We start from the raw sequence: 13,566 nt of genomic DNA on the forward strand, positions 1-13,566 counted from the left end.
ATTAGAGTGGGGAATTTCATGCGGGCTTTCTGGTTGTCCTGTGCGCTTCTGTCCTGCGCGGCTACGCCGCTCATGGCCCGCGAACCCGCCACCCATCCTGCCGTCACCACCGATCCCGTGCCCGACGCCGCCAACCCGGCGCGGATGGACGCGTTCGTCATTCCCTCGGGCGAGGGGGCGATGAATGCGGTCATGTATGTCGCGGCGGGCAGCGGCGTGCATCCGACCCTGCTGCTGCTGCACGGTTTTCCAGGCAATGAGCAGAATCTGGATCTGGCCCAGGCCGCGCGCCGCGCCGGCTGGAATGTCCTGACCCTCCATTATCGCGGATCATGGGGCAGCCCCGGCATCTTCTCCTTCACCAACGCGGCGGAGGATGCGTTCAACGCGCTGCTGTTCCTGGAGGAAGCCTCGACCGTCGCCAGATATCGCATCGATACCAGCGCGATCGTGGTCGCCGGCCACAGCATGGGCGGCTTCATGGCGGCGGAGGCGGCGGCCGCCGAACCGCGCGTTGCCGGCCTGTTCCTGATCGATCCCTGGGATCCGGCCCAGACCGTGGCCGCGCTCGCAACGCCCCAAGGGGAGGCGGGCTGGAAGGCGGAGGTGGCGGGCGACCTGCCGCCGCTGTCGGGCGCAAGCTATGAAAGCCTGACCGCCGAGATCAAGGGCGACGGCCAGAAGTTCGACCTCGGCCGCAAGCTGGTCGGCTATGGCCGCCGTCCGCTGACCATCATCGGCGCGGATCGCGGTATCGGCGCGATGGCGCGCAAGGTGGGGGCGGATGCCCAGTCGGCCAATCCCAACACCCGCCTGATGGTCTGGCCGACCGATCACAGCTTCTCCGACAAGCGGATCGCGCTCGCCGACGCGCTGGTGCGTTTCCTGGCTGGCGTTGCGCCCACGCTGCGTTAAAGCACCGGCCAGCATAATCAGCGCAACCGCACCGTAATTTTGCCGTCATCCCGGACTTGATCCGGGATCCATTCCGCGCTTCCTCGCGAAAGCAGCGCCGAATGGATCCTGACATCCGTCAGGATGACGGCTGTCACTGGTTGTACCGGGGGTGCTTCCACTGGAGGGGATCAGCTTCTAAGGCAGGCGCCATGGCGAAGCTCTATTTCTATTATAGCTCGATGAATGCGGGCAAATCGACGACCCTGCTGCAGTCGAGCTTCAACTATCAGGAGCGCGGCATGGCGACGATGCTGTGGACCGCGGCGGTCGATGATCGCTTCGGCCATGGCCGGATCGCCTCGCGCATCGGGCTGGAGGCACAGGCGCATCTGTTCGAGCCGGGCGTCGACATGCTTGCCGCCATCGCTGCCCAGCATGACGCGACGCCGCTCTCCTGTGTGCTGGTGGACGAGGCGCAATTCCTGACCCGCGATCAGGTCTGGCAACTCGCCGCGGTCAGCGACAGCCTCGGTATTCCCGTCCTCTGCTATGGCCTGCGCACCGATTTCCAGGGGGAATTGTTCGAGGGCAGTGCCCATCTGCTTGGCCTCGCCGACGCGCTGACCGAGATCAAGACGGTGTGCGATTGCGGCCGCAAGGCGACGATGAACCTGCGTGTCGATGCGTCGGGACGCGCGATCCGCCAGGGCGCCCAGACCGAGATTGGCGGCAATGACCGTTATGTCGCGCTGTGCCGTCGCCATTTTGTCGAGCAGATGCGCGGATGAGCCGGATGGACGATCTGCTGGCGCCGATCGAAGCGCCCGGCCTCTATCTGGAGCAGCTGGCCGACCATCATCGCGAAGCCTTGCGCGGGATTTGTCCGGTCGACGATCCGGTATGGGATATCTATCCCGTGCGCTTTGCTGGACCGGATTTCGATGCCGCCTTCGACGCGACGCTGACCAGCGCAGACCGCAATGCCTTCCTGATCTTGGCGGATGGCCAGCCGGTCGGCATGTCGGGCTACCTCAATGTCCATCCCGCCGACAATGCGCTGGAAATCGGCCTCACCTATATGACGCCGGCCACCCGCGGCACCGGTCTCAATAGCCGGATTAAGCCCTTGCTGATCGGCCGGGCGCTGGCCTGCGGTTTCCATCGCATCGAACTTCGGGTCGACGCCCGCAACATCCGCTCGCAAAAGGCGGTGGAGAAGCTGGGCGCCGTGCGCGAAGGCGTGCTGCGCAAGCAGCGCATCACCTGGACCGGCCATGTCCGCGACACGGTGATCTACTCGATCCTTGCCGACGAATGGGCTGCCCGCGCCGCCTGAACTTCAGTTGATGCCGGCAATCCAGTCGGGCAGTTCGCCCAGCCGTTCCAACTGGGTATAGCGCGCCGCGCCGATCGGCGGCTGCGCCCGCTCGTGCGACCAGGCGCCCTCCTGCGGGATGAACGCCGCCCAGGCGCCGGCCTCCAGCGCCGGCAATATGTCCGACCGCATCGAATCCCCGGCCATTACCGCCTGTTCGGGCGCGATGCCATGGCGGGCGAACAGGGTGCGGAAGGTGTCGACCTTCTTGTCGCTGACGATCTCGATCCCGGAAAACAGGTCGCCCAGGCCCGACGCGGCCAGCTTGCTTTCCTGGTGCAGCAGGTCGCCCTTGGTCACCAGCACCAGCGGGCCGATGTCCGCCAGCCGCTCCAGCGTCTCCTCCACCCCGTCGAACAGCTCGACCGGATGGGCCAGCAGCGCGCGGCCCGCCGCCAATATGTCCTGGATCATTGCGGTCGACAGTTGATCGCCGGCCAGCTCCACCGCCGCCTCGATCATCGACAGGGTAAAGCCCTTGGCGCCATAGCCATAGAGCGGCAGGTTGCGGATCTCGCAGGCGATCAGCCGTTCGCGCGTCACATCGACATCGGCAAAGGGCTGCAACATATCGGTCAGCGCGTCCTGGGTCGCGTTGAAATGGCGCATATTGTGCCACAGCGTATCGTCGGCATCGAGGCAGATGAGCTTGATCGTCATGGCGCCGGAATAGCGCATTAAAGGCTGACACGCCAAGGCGGGACATATAAGGCCCGCCGCCATGCACGGCTGGATCATCCTCGACAAACCCCATGGCCTTGGCTCGACCCAGGCGGTCAGCGCGGTGAAGCGCGCGCTGCGGACCCAGCGCGAGGTTCTGGGCGGCACGGAGAAATGGAAGGTCGGCCATGGCGGCACGCTCGATCCGCTGGCGACCGGGGTGCTGCCGATCGCGATCGGCGAGGCGACCAAGCTCGCCGGCCGGATGCTCGACAGCGACAAGATCTACGACTTCACCATCGCCTTCGGCGCACAGACCGACACGCTCGACCTGGAGGGGAAGGTGATTGCGGAAAGTGACGTGCGCCCGACGCTGGCCGAGCTGGAAGCCATCCTGCCGCGCTTCACCGGCCCCATCGAGCAGGCGCCCCCCGCCTATAGCGCGATCCTGATCGACGGCCAGCGCGCCTATGACCTCGCCCGCAAGGGGGAGCAGGTGGAGATGAAGACGCGATCGGTGACGATCCATGCGCTGGCGATCGCGGGGCAGGAACAGGAGGAGGGCGCGCTCGCCTCCGTCACCCTCACCGCCCATGTCTCCAAGGGCACCTATATCCGCTCCCTCGCCCGCGACATCGCGCTGGCGCTCGGCACGGTCGGCCATGTCACCATGTTGCGGCGGATCAAGGCCGGGCCCTTCACCCTGGAAACCGCGATTTCGCTGGACAAACTGGACGAAGCTGCTAGGGGCGGCGACATCGGCGAGCTTATGCTCCCGTTGACGGCAGGGCTGGACGATATCCCGGCTCTTGCAGTCTCTCCCGATGAAGCATTGGCACTCCGACAGGGGAAGATGCTCATGGGGAAACCGCACACCGGTCTCCTGCTGGCGATGTTGGGCGATACGCCCGTCGCGCTGGTGGAGTCCAGTGGCCCGGAGATCCGGGTGGTGCGCGGCTTCAATCTCTAGATACGAAAGGAAGCCCGATGTCGATCACTGCAGAGCGCAAGGAAGCGCTGATCAAGGAACATGCCCGCGTCGAAGGCGACACCGGTTCGCCGGAAGTCCAGGTTGCGATCCTGTCGGAGCGCATCTCGAACCTGACCGAGCATTTCAAGGGTCACCACAAGGATAACCACAGCCGTCGCGGCCTGCTGATGCTGGTCAACAAGCGTCGTTCGCTGCTGGACTATCTGAAGAAGAAGGATGCGGCTCGCTACACCGACCTCATCACCAAGCTGGGCCTGCGCAAGTAAGCCTGCTAATAAGGGACGGCCCCATTCGGGGTCGTTTCCGATTCTAACGGACGTCCTTTTGGGGATGTCATTCGGGACGGGCGCAATCCGGCGCCCCGTTTCGTTTCAGGGGCCATACGATGCTCCACAACCGCCGCGGACCGGTTTCGTCCGCATATGAGGCCCCGCCCGGCAATAGGGCCAGGTGGGCAAAGGAACATATATGTTCGATGTAAAGAAAGTTTCGATCGAGCTGGCCGGCAAGACGCTGACCCTCGAAACCGGCCGGATCGCGCGTCAGGCCGACGCCGCCGTGCTGGCAACCTATGGCGAAACCGTGGTGCTGTGCGCCGTGACCGCCGCCAAGTCGGTGAAGGAAGGCCAGGACTTCTTCCCGCTGACCGTTCACTATCAGGAAAAATATTCGGCCGCCGGCCGCATTCCGGGCGGCTTCTTCAAGCGTGAGCGTGGCGCCACCGAGAAGGAAACCCTGGTTTCGCGCCTGATCGACCGTCCGATCCGCCCGCTCTTCCCCGAAGGCTTCTACAACGAAATCAACGTCATCGCCCAGGTGATGTCGTTCGATGGCGAGAGCGAGCCCGACATCGTTGCGATGATCGCTGCTTCCGCTGCCCTGACCCTGTCGGGCGTGCCTTTCATGGGCCCGATCGGCGCTGCGCGCGTCGGTTACAAGGATGGCGAATATCAGCTGAACCCGTCGCTGGACGAAGTGAAGACCGGCGAACTCGACCTGGTCGTCGCTGCCACCAGCAACGCCGTGATGATGGTCGAATCCGAAGCCAAGGAACTGTCGGAAGACGTCATGCTCGGCGCCGTCCTGTTCGCCCATGAAGCGAGCAAGAAGGTCGTCGACGCGATCATCCAGCTGGCCGAAAAGGCCGCCAAGGATCCTTGGGAAATGGCCAAGGGCGACGATCTCGGCGCGCTGAAGACCAAGCTCAAGGACCTGATCGGTGGCGATATCGCCGCCGCCTACAAGCTGACCGACAAGTCGGCCCGCTCGAACGCCCTGAACGAAGCCCGCGCCAAGGCGAAGGCGATGTTCACGGAAGACGGCCTCGACGCCCAGACCGTGATGGCCGGCATCAAGCTGACCAAGAAGCTGGAAGCCGAGATCGTGCGTGGCGCCATCCTGAAGGACGGCCAGCGCATCGACGGCCGCACCACCACCCAGATCCGTCCGATCGAGGCGATGGTCGGCTTCCTGCCGCGCACCCATGGTTCGGCCCTGTTCACCCGTGGCGAGACGCAGGCGATCTGCACCACCACGCTGGGCACCAAGGACGCCGAGCAGATGATCGACGGCCTCACCGGCCTGCACTATGAAAACTTCATGCTGCACTACAACTTCCCGCCCTATTCGGTCGGTGAAGTGGGCCGCTTCGGTGCGCCGGGTCGTCGTGAAGTCGGCCATGGCAAGCTCGCCTGGCGTGCGCTGCACCCGGTGCTGCCGACCAAGGACGAATTCCCCTACACCATCCGCGTTCTCTCGGACATCACCGAGTCGAACGGTTCCTCGTCGATGGCCACCGTCTGCGGTGGTTCGCTCTCGATGATGGACGCGGGCGTTCCGCTGAAGCGTCCGGTGTCGGGCATCGCCATGGGCCTGATCCTGGAAGGCAGCGACTTCGCCGTCATCTCGGACATCCTGGGCGACGAAGATCACCTCGGCGACATGGACTTCAAGGTCGCTGGCACCGAAGCCGGCATCACCACCATGCAGATGGACATCAAGGTTGCCGGCATCACGCAGGAAATCTTCGAGACCGCCCTGCGTCAGGCCAAGGAAGGTCGCGCCCACATCCTGGGTGAGATGAACAAGGCCCTGTCCTCGACCCGCACCGAACTGTCGGCGCACGCCCCGCGCATTGAGACGATCCAGATCGACAAGTCGAAGATCCGTGACGTCATCGGCACCGGCGGCAAGGTCATCCGCGAGATCGTCGCCGAAACCGGCGCCAAGGTCGACATCGACGACGAAGGCATCATCAAGATTTCGTCGTCCGACACCGCCCAGATCGAAGCTGCCAAGAAGTGGATTCTCGGCATCGTCGAGGAAGCGGAAGTCGGCAAGATCTACACCGGCAAGGTCGTCAACATCGTCGACTTCGGTGCGTTCGTGAACTTCATGGGTGGCAAGGACGGCCTCGTCCACGTCAGCGAAATGAAGAATGAGCGCGTCGAAAAGCCGACCGACGTCGTGTCGGAAGGCCAGGAAGTGAAGGTCAAGGTTCTCGAGATCGATCCGCGCGGCAAGGTTCGCCTGTCGATGCGCGTCGTCGACCAGGAAACCGGCGAGGAACTGGAAGACACCCGTCCGGCCCGCGAACCGCGTGAACCGCGCGGCGACCGTGGTGATCGCGGCGATCGTGGTCGCGGCCCGCGCCGTGACGGCGGCGACCGTGGCGGTCGTGGTGGCGATCGTGGCCCGCGCCGCGACCGTGGCCCGCGCAGCGAAGGCAAGGGCGACGATGACGGCTCCAACGCCGGCCTGCCCGACTTCCTGACCCAGGACTGATCGGCAGCATCATCGCTGACAAGAAAAAGGGGCGTCCGGTTCGACCGGGCGCCCTTTTTCGTGACGAATCCTGTCAGGGCTGATTTCGATCAAGGCGCGGGGGACGACATCTGATACGCTCGCGTCACGGTCCCGGGGGGAATATCCATGCAACGCAGGAATGAGCGGTTTGTCGAGCGCCTGCCGCTCGTGCTTCCAAGACCGGTCTATGGCTATGCCCTGAGCCTGCTGCTCTGCATGCTCGCCTGGCTGGCGCGTGTCGCAGCGGAAACGCTGCTGCCGGTCGGCTATCCCTTCGTCACCTTCTTCCCGGCGGTCATCCTCTCCTCCTTCCTGTTCGGGGTACGGCCGGGCATCTTCGCCGCCGTCATCGGCGGGCTGCTGTCCTGGTATTGCTTCATCCCGCCCTTCTATGCGCTGGCCTTCAACCCCGGCGTCGCCATGGCGCTGATCTTCTACACGATGGTCGTGGCCGTCGACATATTGCTCATCCACTTCATGCAGCGCGCCAATTTCAACCTGGCGGTGGAGCGGGAGCGCAGCCGCGCCCTGGCCGAGAATCGCGAATTATTGTTCCGCGAACTCCAGCACCGCGTGTCGAACAATCTTCAGGTGGTGGCCGCCATGCTCTCGCTCCAGCGGCGCCAGATCGACAATGATGTCGCCCGTCGCGCGCTGGACGATGCCGCCGCCCGCCTCGCCCTGATCGGCAAGATCAGCCGCGCTCTCTATGATCCCTCGGGGCAGGGGCAGGAACTGCGCGCCTTCATGGTCATGCTCTGCGCCGATATCGTCGATGCGTCGGGCCGCACCGATATCGATTGCACCATTTGCGCGCCCGATGGCCTGTCGCTCGAACCCGATGTCATCGTGCCGCTGGCGCTGATCGTGGCGGAATCGGTCAGCAACGCGATCGAACATGGCCTGCCCGATCGCGCCGGGCGGGTGGCGGTGACGCTGGAACAGCAGGCGGACGGCGCGCTCCATCTGCGCATCGTCGACGACGGGCGCGGCCTGCCGGACGGGACCATGCCCGACGGGCCGACCAGCATCGGCCTGCGCATCGCCGTCGCGCTGGCGCAACAACTGGGCGGCAGTTTCCGGCTGGAACCCGCGCCGGATGGCGGCGCCATGGCCTGCCTCGACCTGCCGCAACAGACGCGCTGACACGCCTTAACGTTCTGCAACATTCTGGCGCTTGGCGACGGCGATCCGCTCGGCTATGACCCGGCGCATGCTGACGAAAACCCTGACGCGCATCGGCGCGGCCACCACTCTGGTCCTGATCGCCTCGCCTGTGCTGACCGGCTGCTCCACATCGAAGAACAAGGCCGACACCCTCTACGTCGCCCGCGACGTGTCGACCCTCTACAACAGCGGCAAGGCCCGCCTCGATCGCGGCCAGTACAAGCTCGCCGCCGCGCTGTTCGATGAGGTCGAGCGCCAGCATCCCTATTCGCCCTGGGCGCGCCGTGCGCAGCTCATGTCGGCGTTCAGCTATTATATGAACCGCGACTATCCGGAATCGATCGCGGCCTCGCAGCGCTTCCTGTCGATCCACACCGGCAACAAGGACGCGCCCTACGCTTATTATCTGATCGCGCTGTGCTATTATGAGCAAATTGCCGACGTCACCCGCGACCAGAAGATCACGCAGCAGGCGATGGATGCGCTGGGCGAACTGATCCGCCGCTATCCCGACACCCGCTATGCCGCAGACGCCCGTCTGAAGGTCGACCTGGTGAATGACCACCTCGCCGGCAAGGAAATGGAGCTGGGCCGCTTCTACCAGCGCCGGGGCCAGTGGCTTGCCGCCACGCTGCGCTTCCGCACCGTGATCGACAAGTTCCAGACCACCACCCACACGCCCGAAGCGCTGGAGCGTCTGGTCGAATCCTATCTCTCGCTCGGCATCCCGGCCGAAGCGCAGAAGGCCGCCGCCGTGCTGGGCCGCAACTATCCCGGCACCAAATGGTATGAGCGCAGCTACAAGCTGATGCAGCAGCATCCGGTCAAGAGCTGAGGCGCACGCTTTATTTGTTCCCCTTTTGTGCGATGGCAGGTAGACAGGCGCCATGCTGACCTCGCTTGCCATCCGCAATGTCGTGCTGATCGAGGCGCTGGACCTGGAGTTCGGCGCCGGCCTGTCCGTCCTCACCGGTGAAACCGGCGCGGGCAAGTCGATCCTGCTCGATTCGCTGGGGCTGGCGCTCGGCGCCCGCGCCGACAGCGGCCTCGTCCGCGCGGGGGAGGCGCAGGCCAGCGTCACCGCCAGCTTCGATCCGCCGCCCACCGGTCATCGCGCCGCGCTGCTGCTGGCCGACAATGGCATCGAGATCGAAGCCGGCGAACCGCTGCTGATCCGCCGCACGGTCAAGGCCGATGGTGGCAGCCGCGCCTTCATCAACGACCAGGCCTGTTCCGCCGCGCTGCTGCGCGACCTGGGCGGCGCGCTGGTCGAGATTCACGGTCAGCATGACGATCGCGGCCTGCTCAATGCCCGCGGCCACCGTGCCCTGCTCGACAGCTATGGCCGGTGCGAGGCGGACGCCGTCGCCAGCGCCCATGCCGCCTGGCGCAGCGCTGCTTCCGATCTGGCGCAGGCGCGCGAGACGATCGCAACGGCCGCGCGCGACCGCGACTATCTCGACCATGCCGTCGCCGAACTGTCGAAATTCGCGCCCGAAGCCGGCGAGGAAGCGACTTTGGCGGAGGAGCGCGCGACCATGCAGAAGGGCGCGCGCCTGTCCGATGACCTGTCCGCCGTCACTGATTGCCTGACCGGCTCGGATGGCGGCCTTGCCCAGTTGCGCCAGGCGGCGCGCCGGCTCGACCGGATCGCGGGCGAATATGAACCGCTCTCCGCCGTGCTGGAGGCGCTGGACCGCGCCGTCATCGAAGCGGGCGAGGCGGAGGACAAGCTGGCCGAGGCGGCCGAGGCGCTGAGCTTCGACCCCGCCCGGCTGGACGCGATCGAGACCCGGCTGTTCGACCTGCGGGGTCTCGCCCGCAAGCATCAGGTCGCGCCCGACGATCTTGCCGCGCTGCGCGACGAGATGGCCGCCCGCCTCGCCGCGATCGAGGGTGGGGAGGAGCATATCGCTGCGCTCGAAGCCGATGTCGCACGCAAGGCCGCAACCTATCGCGCCGCCGCCCAGGCGCTGTCGGCCGAACGCCAGCTGGCCGCCGGCCGGCTCGATGCGGCGGTCGCGGGCGAACTGGCGCCGCTCAAGCTTGACGCCGCCCGCTTCCGCACCGTCGTAGCCCCACTCGACGAAGGGCAATGGAGCGGCGCTGGCATGGATCGGGTCGAGTTCGAGATTTCGACCAATCCCGGCGCGCCCTTCGCGCCGCTCGCCAAGATCGCCTCGGGCGGCGAACTGTCCCGCTTCATCCTCGCGCTCAAGGTCGCGCTGGCGGAGCGGGGCGGGGCCGACACGTTGATCTTCGACGAGATCGACCGGGGCGTCGGCGGTGCGGTGGCCGATGCGATCGGCGAGCGCTTGTCGCGCCTGGCGCAGAGCAACCAGATCCTCGTCGTCACCCACAGCCCGCAGGTCGCGGCGCGCGGCGCCGGCCATATGCTGATCGCGAAATCCAGCGACGGCACGGTGACGCGCACCGGCGTCCATGCGCTGAGCGATGGCGAACGCCGCGAGGAAATCGCCCGCATGCTCTCCGGCGCGGAAATCACCGCCGAAGCACGGGCACAGGCGGAACGGCTGCTGGAAGCTTGACTCCCACCTCCGTTCGGTTCGAGCTTGTCGAGAGCCAGAGTGCAGGGTTCTCGCCCTTCGACAGGCTCAGGATTCTCGAACCGAACGGGGAGATAGCCGCATGACCCATAATCGCAGAGACATGCTCGGCCTCACCGCCGCGACGCTGGCCGCCAGCGCCATCCCCGCCACCGCCCAGGAGGCAAAGCCCCGCTACGGCCTGATCGGCCAGATGCTCAGCACGCCGGGCAAGCGCGACGAACTGGTCGGTTATCTCAAGGATGCGATCGGTGCGATGCCCGGCTGCCTCTCCTATGTCGTGGCGCTCGACACCGCCAATCCCGACGCGCTCTGGATCACCGAAGTCTGGGACAGCCGCGAAAGCCACGCGGCCTCGCTGAAACTCCCCGCCGTCCGCGCCGCCATCGCCAAGGCCCGCCCGATCATCGCCGGCTTCCCCCAGCATTTTGAAACCGTGCCGGTGGCGGGAGTGTGATATCTTCCCATTCGATTTGAGTAGGGGCTAAACCTGTATAAACCCCGCATCGACGCACTTGCCCTTCGACATGAGGCTTTGACTTTGCTCAGTGGCTACTCAGGACGAGCGGAGGGCGCTAAGGAACGCCCATGAACGATGCAAATCTCCCGAAAAAGAAGCTTCGCAAGCAAGAGGTGTCGAAACTGGCGGGCGTGCCACCGGAGGCGCAGGCCGAGCATTCTCGGATCATGCAAACGATCCAATATCACGATGATCGCTACTACGTGCATGATGATCCGACGATCAGTGACGGAGAATACGACGGTCTCAAAAAGCAGTTGAGAGATCTCGAGCGCGACTTCCCGGATCTGGTTGATCTATTTGATCCCACTCAGGCAGTTGCCGGTTCGCCAGCCGCAGGCATGCAGAAGGTGCCGCACGCGGTCCGCATGATGAGCCTCGACAATGGCTTTGCCGACGAGGATATCGCCGAGTTCGCCGCGCGCGTCCGCCGCTTCCTCGCGCTGGCCGAAGACGCGCCGGTGGCGATGACTGCCGAACCGAAGATCGATGGCCTGTCCTGTTCGCTGCGGTACGAACAGGGCGAGCTGGTGCTGGCCGCAACCCGCGGCGACGGCACCACGGGCGAGGATGTGACCGCCAATGTCCGCACCATCGCCGACATCCCTGAGCGCCTGACCGGCGAAGCCATGCCCGACCTGTTCGAGATACGGGGCGAGGTCTATATGGCCAAGGCGGATTTCGTCGCCCTCAACCAGCGGCTGCTGGACGAGGCGGAGGATGCGGACAAGGCGCGCCAGTTCGCCAATCCGCGCAACGCCGCCGCCGGCTCGCTGCGCCAGAAGGATGCCAGCGTCACCGCCAGCCGCCCGCTGCGTTTCCTCGCTCATGGCTGGGGCGCCCATAGCGCGCTGCCCGCCGACACCCAGTTGGGCGTGATGCAGGCGATCGCGAGCTGGGGCCTGCCGGTGTCCGACATGCTGGTCTGCGTCGATAGCATCGACGCGATCCTGGCCCATTATCGCGCGATCGAGCGCGCGCGCGCCGACCTGCCCTTCGACATTGACGGCGTCGTCTACAAGGTCGACCGGCTCGACTGGCAGCAGCGGCTCGGCTTCGTGGCCAAGGCGCCGCGCTGGGCGATCGCCCATAAATTCCCGGCCGAACGCGCCCAGACCACGCTGGAGGCGATCGATATCCAGGTCGGTCGCACCGGCAAGCTGACCCCGGTCGGGCGCCTGACCCCGGTGACGGTCGGCGGCGTCGTCGTCTCCAACGTCACGCTCCACAATGCCGACGAGATCGAACGGCTGGGCGTGCGGCCGGGCGACCGCATCGTCGTCCAGCGCGCCGGCGACGTCATCCCGCAGGTGGTCGACAATCTGACCCGCGACGAAGTACGCGAACCCTTTCCCTTCCCCACTCACTGCCCGGTCTGCGGATCGGAAGCGGTGCGCGAGGAGGAGGAAGTCGATTATCGCTGCACCGGCGGCCTGATCTGCGCCGCCCAGCGGTTCGAGCGGCTGCGCCATTTCGTCAGCCGCGCCGCGCTCGATATCGAGGGGCTGGGCGAAAAGACGATCGAGGAATTTCTCGACCTTGGCTGGATCAAGGAGCCGGCCGACATTTTCCGCCTGCGCACCCATGCCGGCGAACTGCTGGGGCGCGAGGGCTGGAAGGAAAAATCGGTCGACAATCTGCTCGCCGCGATCGAGGCAAAGCGCGCGCCCGACGCCGCCAAGCTGCTGTTTGGCCTCGGCATCCGCCATATCGGCGCCGTCACCGCGCGCGATCTGTTGAAGCGCTACACCACGCTTCCTGCGCTCCGCACCCTGGCCGACGAGATCATTGCCCTGCGCGATCAGGACCATGACACGCAGGCCAAGAAGGACAAGGCGATTGCCGAGCATATCGGGGTCGAGAATGTCGGCGCCGCCGTCGGCCATGCGCTCGCCGACTTCTTCCACGAACCCCATAATGTCGAGGCTTGGGACGATCTGCTCTCCGAAGTGTCGCCGCCCGATTATGTCGTCGAAACCACCGCCAGCGCCGTCACCGGCAAGATCGTCGTCTTCACCGGCAAGCTGGAAACCATGAGCCGCGACGAGGCCAAGGCGCAGGCGGAGCGGCTGGGCGCCAAGGCGGCGGGATCGGTCAGCGCCAAGACCGACTTGGTCGTCGCCGGCCCCGGCGCGGGATCGAAGCTCAAGCAGGCGACCGCGCTCGGCATCGAGGTGATTAGCGAACAAGCCTGGGCTGACATCGTCAGGGCGGCAGGCTAAGGGGCGATCATGTCAAACAGCAACAACAGCGGCACCGTCCTGGTCGATGGCGCGCATTATGATTGGGAAGTGCGGCGCGAACCGCAATGGAGCGATGCGGATGGCTGGCGCGGCATGACCGTCGCCCTGCAGCAGCAGGGGACGCAGCGCGGCGCCGTGCTGGAATTTCCGCCGCCCAAGCGCCTGCTCAAAGGACTGGCGCGCGGCCGGCTCCAGATCAACGACGCCATCGTCGCGCGTGGCGTACGCGCGGCGCTGGCGGCCGGCTGGGAACCGGAATCGCGCGGCAAGGCGATGCAGTTCATGGTCGACGCCGACGGCAATTGATGCCGGCGCCCCAGGGCGGGCGCTATCGTTCACGC

At 65.7% G+C, this 13,566-nt stretch carries 13 protein-coding genes; 12 read left to right on the top strand and 1 reads right to left on the bottom strand.

Annotated features, from left to right (window positions below; genetic code table 11):
- Nucleotides 1-18: 18 nt before the first annotated feature.
- The 3 genes from AC13EK_RS13510 to AC13EK_RS13520 all read left to right on the top strand — a co-directional run bounded on the left by AC13EK_RS13510 (nt 19) and on the right by AC13EK_RS13520 (nt 2,233).
- Complete coding sequence (locus AC13EK_RS13510) at nt 19-915, top strand: alpha/beta hydrolase family protein (RefSeq protein WP_069336745.1); 897 nt, start codon at nt 19-21, stop codon at nt 913-915.
- Between the two features lie 191 nt (nt 916-1,106).
- Nucleotides 1,107-1,685 (top strand): thymidine kinase, encoded by a 579-nt coding sequence (locus AC13EK_RS13515; RefSeq protein ID WP_004211282.1) that lies wholly within the window; start codon nt 1,107-1,109, stop codon nt 1,683-1,685.
- Nucleotides 1,682-2,233 (top strand): GNAT family N-acetyltransferase, encoded by a 552-nt coding sequence (locus AC13EK_RS13520; RefSeq protein ID WP_170828665.1) that lies wholly within the window; start codon nt 1,682-1,684, stop codon nt 2,231-2,233. Before AC13EK_RS13515 ends, AC13EK_RS13520 begins: the two co-directional genes overlap by 4 nt.
- Before the next feature lie 3 nt (nt 2,234-2,236).
- On the opposite strand, the gene AC13EK_RS13525 is transcribed toward AC13EK_RS13520, so the two are convergent.
- Nucleotides 2,237-2,932, bottom strand: a complete 696-nt coding sequence (locus tag AC13EK_RS13525; protein ID WP_037491156.1) for an HAD family hydrolase — start codon at nt 2,930-2,932, stop codon at nt 2,237-2,239.
- Nucleotides 2,933-2,993: 61 nt separating this feature from the next.
- On the opposite strand from AC13EK_RS13525, the gene truB reads away from it, so the two are divergent.
- The 9 genes from truB to AC13EK_RS13570 all read left to right on the top strand — a co-directional run bounded on the left by truB (nt 2,994) and on the right by AC13EK_RS13570 (nt 13,531).
- Nucleotides 2,994-3,902: a tRNA pseudouridine(55) synthase TruB gene (truB, locus tag AC13EK_RS13530; RefSeq protein ID WP_069336744.1), complete on the top strand. Its 909-nt coding sequence runs from the start codon at nt 2,994-2,996 to the stop codon at nt 3,900-3,902.
- A gap of 17 nt (nt 3,903-3,919) precedes the next feature.
- Nucleotides 3,920-4,189, top strand: coding sequence for a 30S ribosomal protein S15 (gene rpsO, locus AC13EK_RS13535; RefSeq protein WP_010337408.1), 270 nt, complete (start codon nt 3,920-3,922; stop codon nt 4,187-4,189).
- Nucleotides 4,190-4,391: 202 nt separating this feature from the next.
- Complete coding sequence (gene pnp, locus AC13EK_RS13540; RefSeq protein ID WP_069336743.1) at nt 4,392-6,707, top strand: polyribonucleotide nucleotidyltransferase; 2,316 nt, start codon at nt 4,392-4,394, stop codon at nt 6,705-6,707.
- A gap of 147 nt (nt 6,708-6,854) precedes the next feature.
- Nucleotides 6,855-7,874, top strand: a complete 1,020-nt coding sequence (locus tag AC13EK_RS13545; protein WP_069336742.1) for a sensor histidine kinase — start codon at nt 6,855-6,857, stop codon at nt 7,872-7,874.
- Between the two features lie 67 nt (nt 7,875-7,941).
- The gene (locus tag AC13EK_RS13550; RefSeq protein WP_037492082.1) at nt 7,942-8,730 is read left to right on the top strand and encodes an outer membrane protein assembly factor BamD; all 789 of its coding nucleotides are present in this window, start codon (nt 7,942-7,944) and stop codon (nt 8,728-8,730) included.
- Between the two features lie 52 nt (nt 8,731-8,782).
- Nucleotides 8,783-10,444, top strand: a complete 1,662-nt coding sequence (recN, locus tag AC13EK_RS13555) for a DNA repair protein RecN (protein WP_069336741.1) — start codon at nt 8,783-8,785, stop codon at nt 10,442-10,444.
- 100 nt (nt 10,445-10,544) lie between these two features.
- Nucleotides 10,545-10,919 carry a putative quinol monooxygenase gene (locus tag AC13EK_RS13560; RefSeq protein ID WP_069336740.1) on the top strand — a complete coding sequence of 125 codons (375 nt, stop codon included), beginning with the start codon at nt 10,545-10,547 and terminating at the stop codon, nt 10,917-10,919.
- 230 nt (nt 10,920-11,149) lie between these two features.
- Nucleotides 11,150-13,204, top strand: coding sequence for an NAD-dependent DNA ligase LigA (gene ligA / locus AC13EK_RS13565; protein ID WP_139149981.1), 2,055 nt, complete (start codon nt 11,150-11,152; stop codon nt 13,202-13,204).
- 9 nt (nt 13,205-13,213) lie between these two features.
- Nucleotides 13,214-13,531, top strand: a complete 318-nt coding sequence (locus AC13EK_RS13570) for a hypothetical protein (RefSeq protein WP_483022235.1) — start codon at nt 13,214-13,216, stop codon at nt 13,529-13,531.
- Nucleotides 13,532-13,566: the final 35 nt, after the last annotated feature.

The sequence above is a fragment of the Sphingobium sp. L-44 genome (genome assembly GCF_056859495.1).

What these genes read in the sequence shown, in the direction of transcription:
- AC13EK_RS13570 (WP_483022235.1), top strand. Translation starts at nt 13,214, where the DNA reads ATGTCAAACAGCAACAACAGCGGCACCGTCCTGGTCGATGGCGCGCAT.
- AC13EK_RS13550 (WP_037492082.1), top strand. Translation starts at nt 7,942, where the DNA reads ATGCTGACGAAAACCCTGACGCGCATCGGCGCGGCCACCACTCTGGTC.
- AC13EK_RS13525 (WP_037491156.1), bottom strand. Translation starts at nt 2,932, where the DNA reads ATGACGATCAAGCTCATCTGCCTCGATGCCGACGATACGCTGTGGCAC.
- truB (WP_069336744.1), top strand. Translation starts at nt 2,994, where the DNA reads ATGCACGGCTGGATCATCCTCGACAAACCCCATGGCCTTGGCTCGACC.
- AC13EK_RS13560 (WP_069336740.1), top strand. Translation starts at nt 10,545, where the DNA reads ATGACCCATAATCGCAGAGACATGCTCGGCCTCACCGCCGCGACGCTG.
- recN (WP_069336741.1), top strand. Translation starts at nt 8,783, where the DNA reads ATGCTGACCTCGCTTGCCATCCGCAATGTCGTGCTGATCGAGGCGCTG.
- AC13EK_RS13545 (WP_069336742.1), top strand. Translation starts at nt 6,855, where the DNA reads ATGCAACGCAGGAATGAGCGGTTTGTCGAGCGCCTGCCGCTCGTGCTT.
- ligA (WP_139149981.1), top strand. Translation starts at nt 11,150, where the DNA reads ATGCAAACGATCCAATATCACGATGATCGCTACTACGTGCATGATGAT.
- AC13EK_RS13515 (WP_004211282.1), top strand. Translation starts at nt 1,107, where the DNA reads ATGGCGAAGCTCTATTTCTATTATAGCTCGATGAATGCGGGCAAATCG.
- rpsO (WP_010337408.1), top strand. Translation starts at nt 3,920, where the DNA reads ATGTCGATCACTGCAGAGCGCAAGGAAGCGCTGATCAAGGAACATGCC.
- pnp (WP_069336743.1), top strand. Translation starts at nt 4,392, where the DNA reads ATGTTCGATGTAAAGAAAGTTTCGATCGAGCTGGCCGGCAAGACGCTG.
- AC13EK_RS13510 (WP_069336745.1), top strand. Translation starts at nt 19, where the DNA reads ATGCGGGCTTTCTGGTTGTCCTGTGCGCTTCTGTCCTGCGCGGCTACG.
- AC13EK_RS13520 (WP_170828665.1), top strand. Translation starts at nt 1,682, where the DNA reads ATGAGCCGGATGGACGATCTGCTGGCGCCGATCGAAGCGCCCGGCCTC.